This window comes from Pollutimonas harenae (genome assembly GCF_004153685.1).
In the GTDB taxonomy this organism is placed as follows: Bacteria; Pseudomonadota; Gammaproteobacteria; order Burkholderiales; family Burkholderiaceae_B; genus Pusillimonas_C; species Pusillimonas_C harenae.
This window is the reverse complement of record NZ_SDQD01000003.1, coordinates 103,856-122,405: the sequence shown is the minus strand read 5'-3', so window position 1 is coordinate 122,405 and position 18,550 is coordinate 103,856. Positions and strand designations below refer to the sequence as shown.

The window sequence follows — 18,550 nt, the reverse complement described above, 5'->3', positions numbered from 1 at the left end:
CCAGGCTGGTGTGAGCCATGGTGTCATGGCTCACGTATGATTTCGACTTGAACGGAAAAAAGAGGGGCTTGAAGACATGAAACAGGAACAATGGCTGGGGGCGCCCAGTGCCACCCGATCGGTGGTGGTGGGTGGTGGCACCATGGGTGCGGATGTGGCAGTTGTTTTGCTGCGCGCCCGCAGTAAAACCATCATTGTTGAGCCCGCGCAGGCTTTGCATGCCGGCCTATGCAAGAAGGTCGCAGAGAACCTGCAGGCCATCGATCGTGGTGATCACATCAGCCTGCTGGATGTGGTTGTGTCGATAGATGATATTGCCTGGCAAGAGGTCGGCCTGGTGATCGAGTGCGTACCCGAGTCGCTGCAAATCAAGCGTGATTTGTTCAAGGCCCTGGCCGAGAAGGCGCCCGCCCATGCCTTGTTGACCAGTAACAGTTCCAGCTTCCCGATCAGTCAGATTGCGCAAGGATTACCTACTCAAGAGCGCATGATGGGTTTGCATTTCTTCATGCCTGCCCATATCGTTCCTTTGGTTGAGGTGGTGTTGGGCAGCGCCACAGACCGCGTTGCCGCTGACGCCCTGAGTACATTCATGAAGCGTTGTGGGTCTGTGCCTATTCTGGTGCGCAAAGATGTGCCCGGATTCATAGGCAATCGTTTGCAGCATGCCTTGGGTCGCGAAGCCTTTTCCCTGATTCAGGAAGGAATAGCGACGCCGGAAGATATCGATGCCGCTGTGCGATTTGGTTTCGGTTTTCGCTATCTGGCTGCAGGTCCTGTGATGCAGAAGGAGCATGCGGGCCTCGATGTGCATGCTGCGGCGGCGGCTACGATTTATCCCTCCTTGTCGAATGCGGCGGTGCCGCCCGCGGTACTTGCAGATAAGCCCAAGGCGGGGCATCTGGGCATGAAGACTGGACAGGGGTTTTATGTCTGGGATGAGCAACGCATTGCCATTGAAAAACAGCGCTATACCCGTGCGCTGCAGGCCAGCCTGCGCATTCTTGCCGAAGACCTGCCGCCCATCGAGCCCTGATCCGCGTTGTCCAGACAAAAAAACCTGGATTCGGCGTTATGCCGAATCCAGGTTTTTTTTGAGTGGCTTGTTTGAACTGCTTACTTCAGCAGGTCTTGAACGCCGTCGCGCTCTTCAAGCAGCTCCTTCAGGGTGAAGTCCATGCGCTCGCGCGAGAAGGCATCGATTTCCAGGCCTTCGATGCGGGTGTATTCGCCATTCGCGGTCGTGACAGGTACGCCGTAGATGATACCTTCGGGGATGCCATAGGAACCGTCGGAGGGTATGCCCATGGTGACCCATTTTCCGTTCGAACCCAGAATCCAGTCGTGTACATGGTCGATTGCCGCGTTGGCGGCTGAAGCGGCCGAGGACAGGCCGCGCGCATCAATGATGGCGGCGCCGCGTTTGCCGACGGTAGGGATAAAGGTATCGCGGTTCCAGGCCTCGTCATTGATCAGGCCGTCAAGGCTTTCGCCGCCTACAGTGGCAAAGCGGGTGTCGGGATACATGGTGGGCGAATGGTTGCCCCAGACGATGAGTTTTTCGATGTCGGCAACGGGTTTGCCTGATTTGGCGGACAGCTGTGACAGGGCGCGGTTATGGTCCAGGCGCAACATGGCAGTGAAATTCTTCGCGGGCAGGTCGGGGGCGGACTTCATGGCGATATAGGCGTTGGTGTTGGCGGGGTTACCGACCACCAGCACTTTTACATTACGGCTGGCCACGTCATTCAACGCTTTGCCTTGGGCAGTAAAGATTTGTGCGTTCACCTGCAGCAAATCTTTGCGTTCCATGCCGGGGCCACGGGGACGGGCTCCTACCAGCAATGCTACGTCGGCATCTTTGAACGCTTCGCGCGCGTCGCTGTGTGCCGTCATGCCGGCCAACAAGGGGAAGGCGCAATCGTCCAGTTCCATCATTACGCCTTTCAGCGCTTTCTGGGCTTTTTCGTCGGGAATTTCAAGTAGTTGAAGGATGACGGGCTGATCCTTGCCGAGCATTTCGCCTGAGGCGATGCGGAATAGCAGGGCGTAGCCGATTTGGCCGGCAGCGCCGGTAACGGCGACACGCATAGCGGGTTTGGACATGAACTATCTCCCGGTAGATGTTGAAAATGAATGAGTGAAGAGACAACAGACAGTGTAATTCTTTTGAGGGCGGTCTATATGCGGCTGGCGATAGCCATGCAGGGATCAGGACGCGCTTGTGCCGCAAGCAGCGGCGCTGTGGCACAACGCGGTAGCGTATCTAAAAACCAGCTTCCAGTCAAATCTTATATCTTATATAAGAGTGTTAGACAGAAACCTCCAAGCATGCGAAAATAGCGGGCGTTTCACAAGCATTTTTCACGCTGCGCTATTTGCCATCCTATAAAAGTTTTCTAATGTCTGACGCTCCCCTAACTGATCGTGGTCAGGTCGCTGAACGTGCTGCCAGCAGCGCTGCGTTCAGCCCGTTATACCAGCAGATCAAGGGCTTGCTGCTGCAAAGCCTCGACAGAGGCGACTGGAAGCCGGGCGAAGCCATACCCAGCGAGCTCGAGCTGGCTGCGCGCTTTCAGGTCAGCCAAGGTACGGTGCGCAAGGCTATCGACGAGCTGGCCGCCGAAAACCTCCTGCTGCGACGACAAGGCAAAGGTACTTTTGTGGCCACGCACCACGAGGCCAAGGTGCGCTTCCGTTTTTTGCGCCTGACCTCCGATGATGGCAAGCAGGCGGTGTCCGGTAGCCAAATCCTTGGCTGCCAGCGGGTCAAGGCGCCAGCCGATATAGCGGCTTTGCTTGAGCTTCGAAGCCCAGACATGGCGGTCAATATTCGTCGTCTGCTGTCCTTTGACCAGGTTCCCACTATCCTTGATGACATCTGGCTGCCCGCTGCAGTGTTTCGCGGACTTACCGCCGAAACCCTGGCCAGCTACAAGGGTCCGCTATATGCCTGGTTCGAATCCGAATTTGGTGTCAGCATGGTGCGGGCCGACGAAAAGATCCGCGCCGTCAATGCGGGTGCCGAAGCCGCACAACTGCTGCAAGTCGAGCCGGGCAATGCCTTGCTCCAGGTCGAACGTGTCTCGTACACGTATGGTGATCGTCCCATGGAAGTGCGCAGGGGGTTATACGTAACAGAACGGTTCCATTATCGAAACAGTTTGAATTAAAAGGGTCTTTTCGTCGATTTGGTGGATCAGCCTTAAATCGGCGAAAATGCTCGTAGCGCTTTGCAATAAATTATTTTGTTTAACTCGAGGCCATCATGTCCGATTCAGCTTCAAAGCCGCGTCCGCAGTATCGCAATCTCAGCGTACCGCAGATCCTGAGCTACCATCTGCCCCTGGCAGGAAAATCATCCATCATGCACCGCGTCAGCGGCGCCTTGTTGTTTCTCTGTATTCCGCTGGTTATTTTGCCGCTGTTCGCGCTTAGCGTGGGCTCGCCCGAAAGCTTTGCCAGCATACAGGCCTGGGTAGCCAACCCCTTGTGCAAGCTGGTCTTGCTGGTCCTCATCTGGGGTTATCTGCATCATTTCTGCGCAGGCATTCGTTATCTTGTGCTCGACTTGCACATTGGTAATGACAAGCATACGGCCCAAAAGACGGCAGGTGTGGTGTTTGGTGTCAGCCTGGCGCTGACCCTGGTGTTTGGTCTTAAATTATTTGGGGTGTGGTAATGGCTCAAGAACGTATTGGTGTACGGCGTCACGTCGTAGGCGCACATTACGGCACGCTCGATTTCCTTGCACAACGGGTTACCGCCATCATCATGGCTGTTTACACCCTGGTGCTGCTTGTGGGCATCCTGTTCACGCCCGAGCTCAACTACGAAGGCTGGCGTGGCTTGTTCACGTTCACCTGCCTGAATCTGCCTCTGGGACAAATGCTGGCGACGCTGGCCTTCATCTCGCTGGCCTGGCATGCCTGGATAGGCGTACGCGACATCTGGATGGACTACGTTCGTGCGGCTGGCCTGCGCCTGTTTCTGCAGGTTCTGACCTTGTTGTGGTTGGTCGGTGCCCTTGTCTATTTCGCAAAAATTCTCTGGAGTTTATAAGCCGTGGCTGCTGTCAAAAATTCCTTACCCCGCCGCCAGTTTGATGTGGTGGTCGTAGGCGCCGGTGGGTCCGGCATGCGTTGCTCATTGCAACTGGCGCAGGCCGGCTTGTCGGTCGCGGTCTTGTCCAAAGTCTTCCCCACGCGTTCGCATACGGTGGCGGCACAGGGCGGCGTCAGCGCTTCCCTGGGCAACATGAGCGAAGACAACTGGTATTGGCATATGTACGATACCGTCAAAGGTTCCGACTGGCTCGGCGACCAGGACGCCATTGAATTCATGTGTCGCGAAGCGCCCAATGCCGTCTACGAGCTCGAGCATTTCGGTATGCCGTTCGACCGCAACGCCGATGGCACGATTTATCAGCGCCCATTCGGTGGCCATACGGCCAACTTCGGCGAAAAACCGGTCCAGCGCGCCTGTGCCGCCGCCGACCGTACCGGCCATGCCATGTTGCATACGCTGTATCAGCGCAACGTTGCGGCCCGTACGCAGTTCTTTGTTGAATGGATGGCTCTCGACTTGCTGCGCAACGAGGCAGGTGACGTCCTGGGCGTCACTGCGCTCGAAATGGAAACCGGCGAAATCTATGTCCTCGAAGCCAAGCAGACAGTCCTGGCGACCGGCGGAGCTGGCCGTATCTGGGCAGCGTCTACCAATGCTTTCATCAATACCGGAGACGGCCTGGGCATGGCCGCGCGTGCCGGGCTGCCTTTGCAGGATCTCGAGTTCTGGCAGTTCCACCCCACAGGCGTAGCCGGTGCGGGCGTGCTCATCACCGAAGGTGTGCGAGGCGAGGGCGGTATTCTGCTTAATAAAGACGGCGAGCGCTTCATGGAGCGCTATGCGCCCACGCTCAAAGACCTGGCGCCGCGCGACTTCGTATCGCGCTCCATGGACCAGGAAATCAAAGAAGGCCGTGGTTGCGGCGACGGCAGCTATGTCGTGCTCAAGCTTGATCATCTGGGGGCTGAAACCATCCAGAAACGTCTGCCGTCCATCCGTGAAATTGCCATCAAGTTTGCCAACGTCGATCCCATCAAGGATCCCATCCCGGTTGTGCCCACGATCCATTATCAAATGGGCGGCATACCCACCAACATTTATGGCCAGGTGGTCAGTTACGCCAATGGCGAAACCACGCCAGTCAATGGTTTGTATGCCATCGGAGAATGTGCGGCGACCTCCGTTCACGGCGCCAACCGCCTGGGCACAAACTCCTTGCTCGACCTCATTGTGTTTGGTCGTTCAGCGGGCAATCACATTGTGGGCACGCACCCCGAGAAGCAGCACGCTCATCAGCCCATACCCGAGTCGGCCATCGACTACTCGCTCGATCGCGTCAACAAGATCGAGTCGCGCACTTCCGGCGAGAAAACGCAAGATGTCGCCAATGCCATGCGCATGTCCATGCAGCACCATTGCGGCGTATTCCGCACGCTTGACCTGTTGGCCAAGGGTGTCGATTCCATCGAGGGTGTTGCCCAGCAAGTAGACAATATCTACTTCAAGGATAAATCCAAAGTCTTCAATACGGCTCGTGTCGAGGCGCTTGAAGTCTCCAACATGATTGAAGTGGCCAAGGCAACGACCAAGTCGGCAGCCAATCGCACTGAAAGCCGCGGTGCACACGCACTCAGCGATCACCCCGAGCGTGACGACGAAAACTGGTTGCGTCATACCTTGTGGTTCTCCGAAGGCAGCCGTCTCGAATACAAGCCGGTCACCATGAAGCCGCTTACCGTAGACAGCTTCCCGCCCAAAGCGCGGACCTTCTAAGCAGGATATCGAAATGAGCCAAAAACGTATCGTCAAATTTGAAATCTATCGCTACGATCCCGACAAGGACGAGCGTCCATACATGCAGAAGCTCGAAGTCGAGCTCCAGCCTACCGACAAGATGCTGCTCGACGCCATCATCCGCATCAAGAACGATGTCGACGACAGCCTGGCACTGCGCCGCTCCTGCCGTGAGGGGGTCTGCGGCTCCGACGCCATGAACATCAATGGCAAGAACGGCCTGGCCTGCACCACAAATCTGCTCGAGCTCAAAGAGCCTATCGTGCTCAAGCCGCTGCCAGGTCTGCCTGTCGTGCGCGACCTGATTGTCGACATGACGCATTTCTTTAATCAGTATCATTCGATCAAGCCTTTCCTGATCAACGATCAGCCGCCACCCGAAAAAGAGCGTCTGCAAACGCCCGAGGCGCGCGAAGAGCTCGATGGTCTCTACGAGTGCATTCTGTGCGCTTGTTGCTCGACCGCCTGCCCATCTTTCTGGTGGAACCCCGACAAATTCGTTGGCCCGGCTGGCCTTCTGCAGGCATATCGCTTTATTGCTGACAGCCGCGACGAGGCTACTGGCGAGCGTCTCGACAACCTCGAGGATCCTTACCGCTTGTTCCGTTGCCACACCATCATGAACTGCGCTGATGTCTGTCCGAAGGGGTTGAACCCATCCCATGCCATCGGCAAGATCAAAGAAATGCTGGTTCGTCGTGCAATATAAGTTCCTGGGCTGCTGATGAGCAAGTTATCAGAGCTTGAGCGCGCACGCCTGCGCTGGCGAGCGCGCCGTGGTCTGCTCGAAAATGACCTGATCATCACCCGGTTTCTGGATGAGTACGAAACCGAGCTGACCGATACCGATGTTTCTGCCTTGTCTTTGCTTTTCGAGATGGGTGATAACGAGTTGCTTGATGTATTGCTGGCCAGAACAACGCTGTCCGGCGTGTACGACACGCCGGATATTCACAGACTGGTCGAACAAATGCAGAAGCTGTAATTTTTAAGGAAGAATGTGATGCAATTGTCAGATAAAAAAGCCACGCTATCGTTCTCGGATGGTAGCGCGCCGATAGAGTTCCCTGTGTATCAGGGCTCCGTCGGTCCTGATGTCATCGATATCCGCAAGTTGTATGGCCAGAGCGGTATGTTTACCTACGACCCCGGCTTTATGTCGACCGCTGCATGCGAGTCGGGCATTACCTATATCGATGGTGACAAGGGCCAGCTGCTTTATCGCGGCTACCCTATCGATCAGCTGGCGCAGAATTGCGATTTTCTGGATATTTGTTATTTGATCCTGAACGGCGACTTGCCCGATGGTGCCCAGAAAACAGAGTTTGATTCTCTGGTCACCAACCATACGATGGTGCACGAGCAGATGCGCATCTTCATGCAAGGCTTTCGCCGCGATGCGCATCCCATGGCTGTATTGACGGGCCTGGTGGGCGCGCTGTCTGCTTTCTATCACGACTCTACCGACATCACCAATCCGCATCATCGCCATGTATCGGCTATTCGCCTCATTGCCAAGATGCCGACCCTGGTGGCCATGGCATACAAGCACTCTTTGGGCCAGCCTTACATCTATCCAAAGAACGACCTGTCGTACACCGGCAATTTCCTGCACATGATGTTCGCCACGCCTTGCGAAGACTATAAAGTCAACGAAGTCGTGGAACGCGCGCTTGATCGTATATTCATTCTGCACGCCGATCACGAACAAAATGCATCCACTTCTACCGTGCGTCTGTGCGGCTCGTCGGGCACCAATCCGTTTGCAGCTATTGCCGCAGGCGTAGGTTGCTTGTGGGGCCCGGCCCATGGCGGCGCCAACGAAGCTTGCCTGCAGATGCTCGAAGAGTTACAGGCCAATGGCGGTGTTGCCAAAGTCGGCGAGTTCATGGAAAAGGTCAAAGACAAAACTTCCGGCGTACGCCTGATGGGTTTTGGTCATCGCGTCTACAAGAACTATGACCCACGCGCCAAGCTCATGCAGGAAACCTGCAAAGAAGTGCTGTCGGCACTGGGTCTCGAGAATGATCCTTTGTTCAAGCTGGCCATGGAACTCGAACGCATCGCTCTCGAAGATCCGTATTTCGTCGAACGCAAACTGTATCCGAACGTTGACTTCTATTCGGGTATTGTTCAGCGTGCCATTGGCATCCCGACCTCATTGTTTACTGCCATCTTTGCCTTGGCGCGTACGGTGGGCTGGATCGCTCAATGGAGCGAAATGCTGTCCGACCCCGATTACAAGATCGGCCGTCCGCGTCAGCTATACACCGGCTCGCAGGTTCGCGACGTACCCACTCAGCGCTAATTCAGCCTGAGCAGGACAAGGGCGGGGCGCTTACAGGGCGCTCCGCCTTTTTTTATCTGAGAGGCCGGTTGGCAACGTAAAGCAGATCAGATTTAGTGTGCGCTCAGAATGAAGTTCATCATTTGGCGGACATAAACCGGCAGCTCATTGGCGGGGCGCACGCATAGCACTAGATCCCGGCGGGCCCAAGTATCGGCCAGGGGTATTTGTTTAATTCGTGCCGTTCTGGCCAGGCGTGTGGCGGTGGCCTTGGGGACTATGCCTATGCCGATACCCTGACCCACCATCCGGCACGTTGCATCCAGGCTACGCAGACGAATCCGATAGCCCAGATGCTTGCCAGCCTTGCGGGCATGATGCGCAATATGCTCTTGCAGTGCGCTGCCCTCGGTCAAGCCAATAAAGTCATGGTGGATCACTTCGGCAAAGCTGACAGATTTACGCTGCGCGAGCTCGTGATTCATGGGGACAATCAGTGTCAGGGGATCGGAAAGAAAAGTGTGGGTTTCCAGTCCTTGCAAATCGACCGAATCAGCCACAATACCAATGTCGGCAATGCCGCTGCGTATGGCATCGGCAATGTCGTAACTCATCCTTTCTTCCAGGTCGACTGAGATCTGTGGGTACTGGGCCAGAAAGCCGCCAAGAATGTCGGGTAAGTATTCGCTTAGTGCAGCGGTATTGCACAGCAGGCGCACATGCCCCTTCAGTCCCTGGCCGTACAGGTCGAGTTCACCCCGCATGCGGTCTACCTGTTGCAATACGGAACGAGCATGATGCAGTAGTGTCCGGCCGGCCGGCGTAAGTTGCACACCCCGGCGGCCGCGTAGCAGTAGCGCTACCCCTATAGCTTCTTCCATGCCTTTGACCCGCTCACTGGCAGAAGCCAGTGTTATGTGGGACCGCTGGGCGCCATCGGTAATGGTTCCCGCCTCGTGGATGTTCAAGAACAGGCGTAGGTCGGTGACGTCGAAGCGCATAAAAAAATCATAGCATGCAGCTCAAGAACAGGCTCAGGTTGATCCTGAGTCTGGCTTAGATAATGCCGTATTTTCCTTAGTCTGGTCAGGCGTCAGAATAGTCATAGTCCTTTTCCTATTGCCGCACAACCTCGTTTGGAGTTATGGATGCCGTTGATCGAAATGTTCGATGACTACACTTTGTGGTCGTTCTTGCTGGTGACTGCCGTGTTTGTCCTGGCAGGCCTGGTTAAAGGGATTGTGGGGCTCGGGCTTCCGACAATTTCGATGGCCTTACTGTCCATCTTCATGATCCCCGCCCAAGCTGCCGCCTTGCTGGTGATTCCCTCTTTGGTCACCAATGTGTGGCAAACCCGGCCATTTCATACGCTTGCTCATATGCTACGTCGTATAGGCGGCATGCAATGGGGCGTAGCCGCAGGCACGCTGGCTGGAGCGGTGTTATTGGGTGCGCCCGCCGGAGCATGGGCGGCGGTGTCGCTGGGTGTGGCCCTGATCGTCTATTCGGCGTGGGCGCTGTTTGGTAAGCCTTTTACCACTCCAGCACGCATCGAAAAATGGCTGGGCCCGCTCGTGGGTATTCTGACCGGTTTTATTACGGCGGCAACTGGGGTGTTTGTCGTGCCAGCCGTACCTTATCTGCAATCCTTGGGTCTGACTCGCGATGAGCTGATCCAGGCCATGGGGGTCTCGTTCACTGTGTCCACGGTGGCTCTGGCTACGGGCTTATGGTTGAACGATAGCTATTCGCTAGGTGCGGTGGGCACGTCGTTGGTCATGCTGGTGCCGGCGCTGATAGGCATGGGGGCCGGGCAACGGCTGCGTCAATCGCTGGCTCCGGCCGTCTTCCGGCGCTGTTTCCTGGTCAGCCTGGTTATTGTAGGGGTGTACCTAGCGCTTAAAGGGCTGTTATAGGGCAGGGGGGCATCAGCACCAATACCATTACCTCCCCTGCATTTCATTGGGCTGATGCAGGTGTCTGCCCAGGGCAGACACCTGCATCGGGCAAGAAACCCGTAAACGACAGCCGTTTACAGCTGAACCTGCCCAGCCTCCTGCTGTGCGTCCACCACCGCAAGCGCCGTCATGTTCACAATCCGGCGCACCGTGGAGCTGGTTGTCAGGATGTGTACAGGCCGCGCTGCGCCCAGCAATACCGGCCCCATCGCCACCCCATTGCTGCCTGTCATCTTCAGCATGTTGTAGGTGATATTGCCTGTATCCAGGTTAGGTGTAATCAGCAAATTCGCCGGTCCCTTCAAGGTTGAATCAGGAAACGCCTTAAGACGGGTTTTTTCTGACAGCGCCGAGTCGGCATGCATCTCGCCATCGACCTCAAGCTCGGGCGCGCGCTCGGCAATAATCCGGCGTGCCTCGGCCATCTTGCGAGACGAGGCCGTTGAGCGGCTGCCGAAGTTCGAGTGCGACAACAGCGCTACCTTGGGTACCACGCCAAAACGGTGTACCTCTTGAGCCGCTTGTATCGTCATGTCGGCGATCTGTTCGGCTGTCGGGTCTTCATTGACATGAGTATCGCAAATGAACAGTGTCTGGGTGGGCAGCATCAGTACATTCATGGCGGCATAGGTTTTAACGCCTTCTTTCAGGCCTATGACCTCATCTACATATCGTAGCTGGTTGTCGAAGCGGCTGGTGACCCCGCAAATCATGGCATCGGCATCGCCGCGCTGCAGCAGCATGACGCCAATCAGCGAGTTGTGCTTGCGTACCATTGCCTTGGCAATATCGGGAGTGACGCCATCACGCCCCTTCATCTTGTAGTAGGCCGACCAGGTTTCGTTGAAACGCGCGTCGTCTTCAGGGTCGACAACTTCAAAATCCGTCCCGGCGCTAAGGCGCAGGCCGAATTTTTTGATACGCATCTCGATGACTGAAGGACGGCCCACCAGGATGGGGTGGGCGAACTGTTCATCCACGACGGTCTGGGCTGCGCGCAATACGCGTTCGTCCTCGCCGTCGGCGTATATGACCCGCTTCGGAGCGCTCTTGGCTTGCATGAACAGGGGGCGCATCAGTTGCCCCGTGTGGTAGACCAGGCTCATCAACTTCTGGCGATAGGCTTCCAGGTCGGCAATGGGACGCCTGGCTACGCCGGATGCTGCGGCAGCTTCGGCCACAGCGGGGGCGATCTTGATGATCAGGCGTGGGTCGAATGGCTTGGGAATAATGTAGTCGGGGCCGAAGCTGAGCTCTTCACCGGCATAGGCTATGGCTACCTCGTCGTTTTGCTCGGCCTCGGCCAGTTCGGCTATGGCTTTTACGCAAGCCAGCTTCATTTCCTCGTTGATGACCGTGGCGCCCGCATCCATGGCGCCGCGGAAAATAAAAGGAAAACACAAAACGTTGTTGACCTGATTGGGGTAATCGGAGCGGCCGGTGGCAATCACACAGTCGGGCCGGGCCGCCTTGGCTACTTCGGGGCGAATTTCGGGTTCGGGATTGGCCAGCGCCAGAATGAGCGGGCTGGGCGCCATGCTTTTGACCATATCGGCCGACATGACGCCGGGCGCTGAACAACCCAGGAACACGTCGGCATCCTTGCACACATCAGCCAGTGTCCGCGCGGTGGTTTCCTGGGCATAGCGCGCTTTGTTCGCCTCCATGCCTTCGTCACGCCCTTTACTGATCACGCCGCGTGAGTCGACAACGTAGATGTTTTCGCGTTTTACCCCCAGGTGAACCAACAGATCAAGGCAAGCGATGGCGGCTGCGCCGGCACCGGAGCAGACAAGCTTCACTTCGTTGATATTCTTTCCGACCACTTTCAGGCCGTTCAGAATAGCGGCTGAAGAGATAATCGCAGTGCCATGCTGGTCGTCATGGAAAACGGGAATCTTCATGCGCTCGCGCAGTTTTTTCTCTATATAGAAGCATTCCGGTGCCTTGATGTCTTCAAGGTTGATGCCGCCCAGAGTAGGCTCCAGTGCGGCGATGATCTCGACCAGTTTCTCGGGGTCGGTTTCGGCCAGCTCGATATCGAAGACGTCGATACCGGCAAACTTTTTGAACAGGCAACCCTTGCCCTCCATGACCGGTTTGGCCGCCAGCGGGCCGATGTTTCCGAGTCCCAGCACTGCTGTTCCGTTGGTAATGACCCCCACAAGGTTGGAGCGCGAGGTATACATGGAAGCTGCGTCTTCGCCATTTTTATGGATATCCATGCATGCGAATGCAACACCGGGAGAATAAGCCAGTGACAGGTCATCCTGGTTGGCGAGGGGTTTGGTCGGCATGACCGATATTTTTCCGGGGACCGGATTGGCGTGGTAGTCGAGGGCCAGTTTGGCGAGGTCGGCGTTGGCGTCCATGGTGGCGTGCTCCTGCTAAAAATATACAAATAATCCAGGCAAAAAGTTAACTGCATAATGCGCGTCTGTGTGAAGAATATCCCGATTCATGAAAACGTGTTTGTTAATGCCAACGCTTTCCGTGAATTGTTCGTCATTTCCAGCCTTCAGGTTTATCCTTTGTAACTTCACAGGTATACTAATGCGAATACGGCTTATCAAGGCGTCGTACGTTGCCTTCTGCCCCCGCTATCCGCTAAACGGTCTGGCCGTGTCGCGGAAGGTTGTTCCCTGCATCAATAACGAGTGAAGCACTCGAATTAGGTGAAGCGCATATATGTCATCGGAAATAGAACTTTTATCCAATTCTTACCTGTTTGGTAGCAACGCCCCTTATGTCGAGGAACTCTACGAGTCCTACCTCGATAATCCCGGCTCCGTGCCCGACCAGTGGCGCGACTATTTCGATCAATTGCAACACCTGCCTGCCACTGATGGCAGCGAAGTTACGCGCGATCAAGCCCATGCACCGGTCGTCGAGTCTTTTGCCCAACGCGCCAAGGCCAATGCCTTTGTTTCTCATGTCAAGGCGCCCGACCTCACAGTTGCAGGCAAGCAGGTCTATGTCCAGTCCATCATCGCTGCCTATCGCTCGCTGGGTGCTCGCATTGCGGCACTAGATCCGCTCAAGCGCCAGGACCGCCCCAGCATACCCGAGCTCGACCCCGGTTTCTACGGTCTGGCCGAGGCCGACCTGGACCAGGTCTATTCGGCCACCAATACCTACTTTACCAAAGCCGACACCATGACCATGCGCGACATGCTCAAGGCTTTGCGCGACACATACTGTCGCAATGTGGGTGCCGAATTCATGCATATTTCCGATCCGGCTGCCAAGCGCTGGATCCAGGAACGCCTGGAGTCTACCGTTGGCGTGCCGTCTTTCTCGGCTGAGCAAAAGCGCCATATACTGCAGCAAGTTACTGAAGCAGAAGGCCTCGAGCGTTTTCTGCACACCAAGTATGTAGGTCAGAAGCGATTCTCCCTCGAAGGCGGCGAAAGCTTCATCGCCGCCATGGACGAGGTCGTCGGACATGCCGGCGAGAACGGCGTCCAGGAAATTGTAGTGGGCATGGCCCACCGTGGTCGTCTGAACATGTTGGTCAACATCATGGGCAAGATGCCCGGCGACCTGTTTGCCGAATTCGAAGGCAAGCACGCCGAAGGCCTGACCGACGGCGACGTCAAATATCACAATGGTTTCTCCAGCGATCTGTCCACGCGTGGTGGTCCTGTGCACTTGTCGCTCGCGTTCAACCCTTCACACCTTGAAATCGTCAATCCTGTGGTCGAAGGCAGCGTGCGTGCCCGCCAGGATCGTCGTGGCGACGAAGAAGGCTCACAGGTGCTGCCGGTTCTGGTGCACGGAGATGCCGCCTTTGCCGGGCAGGGCGTTGTTATGGAAACGCTCAACCTGGCGCAAACTCGTGGTTATGGCACAGGTGGCACGCTGCACATTGTCATCAATAACCAAATCGGCTTTACCACCTCTGATCCTCGCGACACGCGCTCTACGCTGTATTGCACAGACGTCGTAAAAATGATCGAGGCTCCGGTATTCCACGTCAATGGTGATGATCCTGAAGCAGTGGTATATGTTACGCAGCTGGCCCTTGACTACCGCATGCGATTCCACCACGACGTCGTAGTCGATATCGTCTGTTTCCGCAAATTGGGCCATAACGAGCAAGATACTCCCTCTCTGACGCAACCCTTGATGTACAAGAGCATAGGCAAGCACCCCGGTACGCGTAAAGTGTATGCCGACAAGCTTGTTGCTCAAGGCATCCTGGCCGAAGGCGAACCCGATCAGCTGGTTAAAGATTATCGGCAGCTCATGGAAGACGGCCAGCGCACCATCGAACCGGTCCTTACCGACTACAAGAACAAGTACTCTACCGACTGGTCTTCGTTTCTGGGCGCCAAATGGACCGATCAAGCCGATACCGGGGTTCCGGTAGCCGAGCTCACGCGCATAGGCGAAAAGCTCACCACCGTTCCGGCTGACTTTACCGTCCATTCTCTGGTCAACAAGCTGCTCAACGACCGTCGCAATATGGCTCGCGGCGAACAAAACCTCGATTGGGGCATGGGTGAGCATCTTGCCTTTGCAACCCTGGTGGCTTCGGGCTATGCCATTCGCATTACCGGGCAAGACTCCGGTCGCGGTACGTTTACACACCGCCATGCAGTGTTGCATGATCAAAAGCGCGAGCGCTGGAACGACGGTACCTATATTCCGCTGCAAAACGTTTCCGACAATCAAGCTCCGTTTACGGTCATCGACTCGGTCCTCTCGGAAGAAGCCGTGTTGGCCTTTGAGTATGGCTACGCTTCGGCCGAACCTAATACTCTCACCATCTGGGAAGCGCAATTCGGTGACTTCGTCAATGGCGCGCAGGTCGTCATCGATCAGTTCATTACCTCGGGTGAAGCAAAATGGGGTCGTCAGTGCGGCCTGACCATGATGCTGCCGCACGGCTACGAAGGGCAAGGCCCCGAGCACTCGTCGGCGCGTATCGAACGCTTCCTGCAACTGTGTGCCGACAACAACATACAAGTTGTGCAGCCTACCAACGGTGCCCAGATCTTCCACGTGTTGCGTCGTCAAATGATCCGGCCGTTCCGCAAGCCGCTGGTCATCCTGACCCCCAAATCCTTGCTGCGTAATAAAGATGCCACTTCGCCGCTGGCCGACCTGGCCAACAGTCAGTTTCTGCCTGTCATCGGCGAGCAAGACGAAAGCATTGTCCCAGCAGATGTCAAGCGAGTGCTGGTATGTTCGGGCAAGGTCTACTACGACATCGTCCACGCGCGCAAGGATGCCGGTCGCTCAGATGTCGCGATACTGCGTGTCGAACAGCTCTATCCCTTCGCGCACAAGGCTTTCCAGGCAGAGCTGCAAAAATATACCAACGCCAAGGAAATTGTCTGGGTCCAAGACGAGCCTCAAAACCAGGGTCCCTGGTTTTATGTTCAGCATCATCTATATGAAAACATTGCTGATGGTCAGCGTTTGGGTTATGCGGGCCGCTCTGCATCGGCTTCGCCTGCAGTTGGCTATTTGGCCAAACACCAAGAGCAGCAGCGTAATTTGCTCGAGCAGGCCCTGGCGCCCAAATTCAAAAGCTTTATGCTGACGAAATAACAAATACCTCACATAACGGAATACATACTATGGCTATTACTGACGTTCTCGTACCCCAGCTTTCCGAGTCGATCACCGAGGCTACTCTGCTCAACTGGAAGAAACAACCGGGGGAAGCGGTCGAAGCCGACGAGATACTGATCGAGGTAGAAACGGACAAGGTTGTTCTAGAAGTCCCCGCTCCTTCGTCAGGCGTCTTGAAGGAAATCGTCAAAGGTGACGGTAGCACGGTCGCAGCAGGTGAAGTCCTGGCCCGTATCGACTCTGAAGGCAAGGCTGCAGCGCCCGCCGCCGAAGAGCCCGCACCCGCCGCCGCTCCTGCGGCAGCAACTGCCGCGCCGAGTGCCGCAGCCATCGCATCACCCGCTGCTGGCAAGATTCTGGCTGAAAAAGGCGTTGATCCGGCCTCGGTCGAGGGTTCTGGCCGCGGTGGTCGTGTCACCAAGGGCGACGCTCTTCAGGCCGGCAGCGCGCCAGCTAAGAAAGCAGCTGCTCCGGCAGCGCCTGCTTCACTTTCGCTCGATGGTCGTCCCGAACAGCGCGTACCCATGAGCCGCCTGCGTGCCCGCGTGGCCGAGCGTCTGCTGCAATCGCAATCAGACAATGCCATTCTTACGACTTTCAACGAAGTCAACATGCAGGGTATTCTCGATCTGCGTAAAAAATACAAAGATCAGTTCGAAAAAGAGCACGGCGTCAAGCTGGGCTTCACCTCTTTCTTCGTAAAGGCCGCAGTAGCTGCCCTGAAGAAATACCCTGTCGTCAATGCATCGGTCGATGGCAAAGACATCATCTATCATGGCTACTTCGACATCGGTATCGCAGTGGGCAGCCCACGCGGACTGGTTGTACCCATCCTGCGTAATGCCGATCAGCTGTCCATTGCTGAAATCGAAAAGCAAATTGCCGATTTCGGTGCACGGGCACGCGATGGCAAGCTGGGCCTCGAAGAGTTGACTGGCGGTACGTTCTCCATCTCCAATGGCGGAGTGTTCGGCTCCATGCTGTCCACGCCCATCATCAATCCCCCACAGTCGGCAATTCTCGGCATTCATGCCACCAAAGAGCGCCCTGTGGTCGAAAACGGCCAGATCGTCATTCGACCCATCAACTTCCTTGCCTTGTCATACGATCACCGCATCATTGACGGCCGAGAGGCGGTGTTGGCCCTGGTCGCCATGAAAGAAGCCCTTGAAGACCCACAACGCCTGTTGCTGGATGTCTAAGTATGCTGGTTAAGGTGTAGAACAACCCCGGGCAAGCCTGTCCGCCAGTGGACCAAGGGCTTGCCCGGGGTTTTTTGATCGTCTTTTCTGTTGTCGCGGAAGCGTGTTGCAGGCTTTGCCGCTTCCTTCCGGGGCGCAGGCTCACAAGGCTTGCGTCAACACACTATTCAATCGAGAAAGAATATGGCTAAACAATTTGACGTGGTTGTTATTGGCGCCGGCCCTGGTGGCTACATTGCCGCCATCCGTGCGGCGCAGCTTGGCAAGAGCGTGGCATGTATTGATGCCTGGAGCACTGCCGATGGTAAACCAGCGCCTGGTGGCACTTGCACTAACGTGGGATGCATTCCGTCCAAGGCCTTGCTGCAGTCGTCCGAACATTTTGAGCAGGCCAACCACCATTTTGCCGAGCATGGCATAGAAGTCAAGGGCGTGAGCCTGAAGCTCGACACGCTGGTAGGTCGCAAAGACACCGTGGTGAAGCAAAACAACGACGGTATCCTGTATCTGTTCAAAAAGAACAAAGTAACGTTCTTTCACGGTACGGGTTCTTTTGTTTCTCAAAGTGATGGTGGCTGGACCATCAAGGTTTCAGGTAAGGCCGAAGACGAGCTTGTTGCCAAGCACGTCATTATCGCCACGGGCTCATCGCCACGCGAGCTGCCTGGCTTGCCTTTCGACGAGACACAAATTCTTTCCAACGATGGTGCTTTGCGTATCCCGGCAGTTCCCAAGAAATTGGGCGTGATCGGGGCCGGTGTCATCGGCCTCGAACTGGGTAGTGTATGGCGTCGCCTGGGTGCCGAGGTCACCATCCTGGAGGCAATGCCTGATTTCCTGGCTGTTGCCGACCAACAGGTTGCCAAAGAAGCACAGAAAGCGCTTGCCAAGCAAGGCCTCGTCATCCAGACCGGCGTCAAGATTGGCGAAGTGAAATCCACAGCAAAATCGGTCACGGTGCCTTACACCGATGCCGGCGGTGCCGAGCAGAAACTGGTGGTCGACAAGCTCATTGTTTCTATCGGCCGCGTGCCTAATGTCGACGGCCTCGGTCTCGATACCGTTGGACTCAAACGCGACGAGCGCGGTTTCATTGCTGTCGATGATGATTGCAAGACCAACCTGCCCAATGTCTGGGCAGTAGGTGATGTGGTGCGTGGCCCTATGCTGGCCCACAAGGCTGAAGAAGAAGGTGTGGCTGTTGCGGAGCGCATTGCCGGACAGCATGGCCATGTTAATTTCGCCACAATTCCTTCGGTCATTTATACCTCGCCCGAAATTGCGTGGGTCGGCAAGAATGAGCAGCAGCTCAAGACCGAAGGGCGTGATTACAAGGCAGGCAGCTTCCCCTTTATGGCAAATGGCCGGGCCAGGGCATTGGGCGATACCACCGGTTTCGTCAAAGTGCTGGCTGATGCCAAGTCGGATGAAGTCCTTGGGGTCCATATCATCGGGCCGATGGCTTCGGAACTGATCGCCGAAGCGGTCACCATCATGGAATTCCGTGGCGCAGCGGAAGACATTGCCCGTATTTGCCATGCACACCCGACTTTGTCGGAAGCCATGAAAGAAGCCGCGTTGGCTGTCGATAAACGCACGCTGAATTTCTAAAGCTTGCTTTTCTCATGAACCATCAAGACGGGCGGCAGAACGCCGCC

The 18,550-nt window shown here is 56.1% G+C and carries 15 protein-coding genes; 12 read left to right on the top strand and 3 right to left on the bottom strand.

Annotated elements, in window-relative coordinates; genetic code table 11:
* Positions 1 to 76 precede the first annotated feature (76 nt).
* Positions 77 to 1,036, top strand: a complete 960-nt coding sequence (locus ERD84_RS13300; protein WP_130040158.1) for a 3-hydroxyacyl-CoA dehydrogenase family protein — start codon at positions 77 to 79, stop codon at positions 1,034 to 1,036.
* An 80-nt stretch (positions 1,037 to 1,116) separates the two neighbouring features.
* Here the strand turns inward: ERD84_RS13300 and ERD84_RS13295 are convergent, their stop codons facing one another.
* Entirely contained in the window at positions 1,117 to 2,106 is a 990-nt protein-coding gene (locus ERD84_RS13295) for a malate dehydrogenase (RefSeq protein WP_130040157.1), read from the bottom strand.
* Between the two features lie 296 nt (positions 2,107 to 2,402).
* Here ERD84_RS13295 and ERD84_RS13290 point away from each other — a divergent pair, with 296 nt between their 5' ends.
* The 7 genes from ERD84_RS13290 (at position 2,403) to gltA (ending at position 8,170) form a co-directional block, all read left to right on the top strand.
* The gene (locus tag ERD84_RS13290; RefSeq protein WP_130040156.1) at positions 2,403 to 3,173 is read left to right on the top strand and encodes a GntR family transcriptional regulator; all 771 of its coding nucleotides are present in this window, start codon (positions 2,403 to 2,405) and stop codon (positions 3,171 to 3,173) included.
* 95 nt (positions 3,174 to 3,268) lie between these two features.
* The gene (gene sdhC / locus ERD84_RS13285) at positions 3,269 to 3,682 is read left to right on the top strand and encodes a succinate dehydrogenase, cytochrome b556 subunit (RefSeq protein ID WP_130040155.1); all 414 of its coding nucleotides are present in this window, start codon (positions 3,269 to 3,271) and stop codon (positions 3,680 to 3,682) included.
* The gene (sdhD, locus tag ERD84_RS13280) at positions 3,682 to 4,062 is read left to right on the top strand and encodes a succinate dehydrogenase, hydrophobic membrane anchor protein (RefSeq protein ID WP_130040154.1); all 381 of its coding nucleotides are present in this window, start codon (positions 3,682 to 3,684) and stop codon (positions 4,060 to 4,062) included. Before sdhC ends, sdhD begins: the two co-directional genes overlap by 1 nt.
* A 3-nt stretch (positions 4,063 to 4,065) precedes the next feature.
* Entirely contained in the window at positions 4,066 to 5,841 is a 1,776-nt protein-coding gene (gene sdhA / locus ERD84_RS13275; RefSeq protein ID WP_130040153.1) for a succinate dehydrogenase flavoprotein subunit, read from the top strand.
* 13 nt (positions 5,842 to 5,854) lie between these two features.
* The gene (locus ERD84_RS13270) at positions 5,855 to 6,571 is read left to right on the top strand and encodes a succinate dehydrogenase iron-sulfur subunit (RefSeq protein WP_130040152.1); all 717 of its coding nucleotides are present in this window, start codon (positions 5,855 to 5,857) and stop codon (positions 6,569 to 6,571) included.
* Positions 6,572 to 6,586: 15 nt separating this feature from the next.
* Positions 6,587 to 6,847, top strand: a complete 261-nt coding sequence (locus tag ERD84_RS13265) for a succinate dehydrogenase assembly factor 2 (RefSeq protein ID WP_130040151.1) — start codon at positions 6,587 to 6,589, stop codon at positions 6,845 to 6,847.
* Positions 6,848 to 6,865: 18 nt separating this feature from the next.
* Positions 6,866 to 8,170, top strand: coding sequence for a citrate synthase (gene gltA, locus ERD84_RS13260; protein WP_130040150.1), 1,305 nt, complete (start codon positions 6,866 to 6,868; stop codon positions 8,168 to 8,170).
* 92 nt (positions 8,171 to 8,262) lie between these two features.
* Here the strand turns inward: gltA and ERD84_RS13255 are convergent, their stop codons facing one another.
* The gene (locus ERD84_RS13255) at positions 8,263 to 9,150 is read right to left on the bottom strand and encodes a LysR family transcriptional regulator (RefSeq protein ID WP_130040149.1); all 888 of its coding nucleotides are present in this window, start codon (positions 9,148 to 9,150) and stop codon (positions 8,263 to 8,265) included.
* A gap of 147 nt (positions 9,151 to 9,297) precedes the next feature.
* Between ERD84_RS13255 and ERD84_RS13250 the strand changes: the two genes are divergently transcribed.
* Positions 9,298 to 10,065: a sulfite exporter TauE/SafE family protein gene (locus ERD84_RS13250; RefSeq protein ID WP_130040148.1), complete on the top strand. Its 768-nt coding sequence runs from the start codon at positions 9,298 to 9,300 to the stop codon at positions 10,063 to 10,065.
* A gap of 116 nt (positions 10,066 to 10,181) precedes the next feature.
* Here ERD84_RS13250 and ERD84_RS13245 read toward each other — a convergent pair whose 3' ends face one another.
* On the bottom strand, positions 10,182 to 12,479 hold the full coding sequence (locus ERD84_RS13245) for an NADP-dependent malic enzyme (protein ID WP_130040147.1): 2,298 nt from the start codon (positions 12,477 to 12,479) through the stop codon (positions 10,182 to 10,184).
* Between the two features lie 316 nt (positions 12,480 to 12,795).
* On the opposite strand from ERD84_RS13245, the gene ERD84_RS13240 reads away from it, so the two are divergent.
* The 3 genes from ERD84_RS13240 (at position 12,796) to lpdA (ending at position 18,503) form a co-directional block, all read left to right on the top strand.
* Complete coding sequence (locus tag ERD84_RS13240) at positions 12,796 to 15,666, top strand: 2-oxoglutarate dehydrogenase E1 component (protein WP_130040146.1); 2,871 nt, start codon at positions 12,796 to 12,798, stop codon at positions 15,664 to 15,666.
* A gap of 29 nt (positions 15,667 to 15,695) precedes the next feature.
* On the top strand, positions 15,696 to 16,892 hold the full coding sequence (gene odhB / locus ERD84_RS13235) for a 2-oxoglutarate dehydrogenase complex dihydrolipoyllysine-residue succinyltransferase (protein WP_130040145.1): 1,197 nt from the start codon (positions 15,696 to 15,698) through the stop codon (positions 16,890 to 16,892).
* A gap of 183 nt (positions 16,893 to 17,075) precedes the next feature.
* Complete coding sequence (gene lpdA, locus ERD84_RS13230) at positions 17,076 to 18,503, top strand: dihydrolipoyl dehydrogenase (protein ID WP_130040144.1); 1,428 nt, start codon at positions 17,076 to 17,078, stop codon at positions 18,501 to 18,503.
* The last annotated feature ends 47 nt before the right edge of the window (positions 18,504 to 18,550 follow it).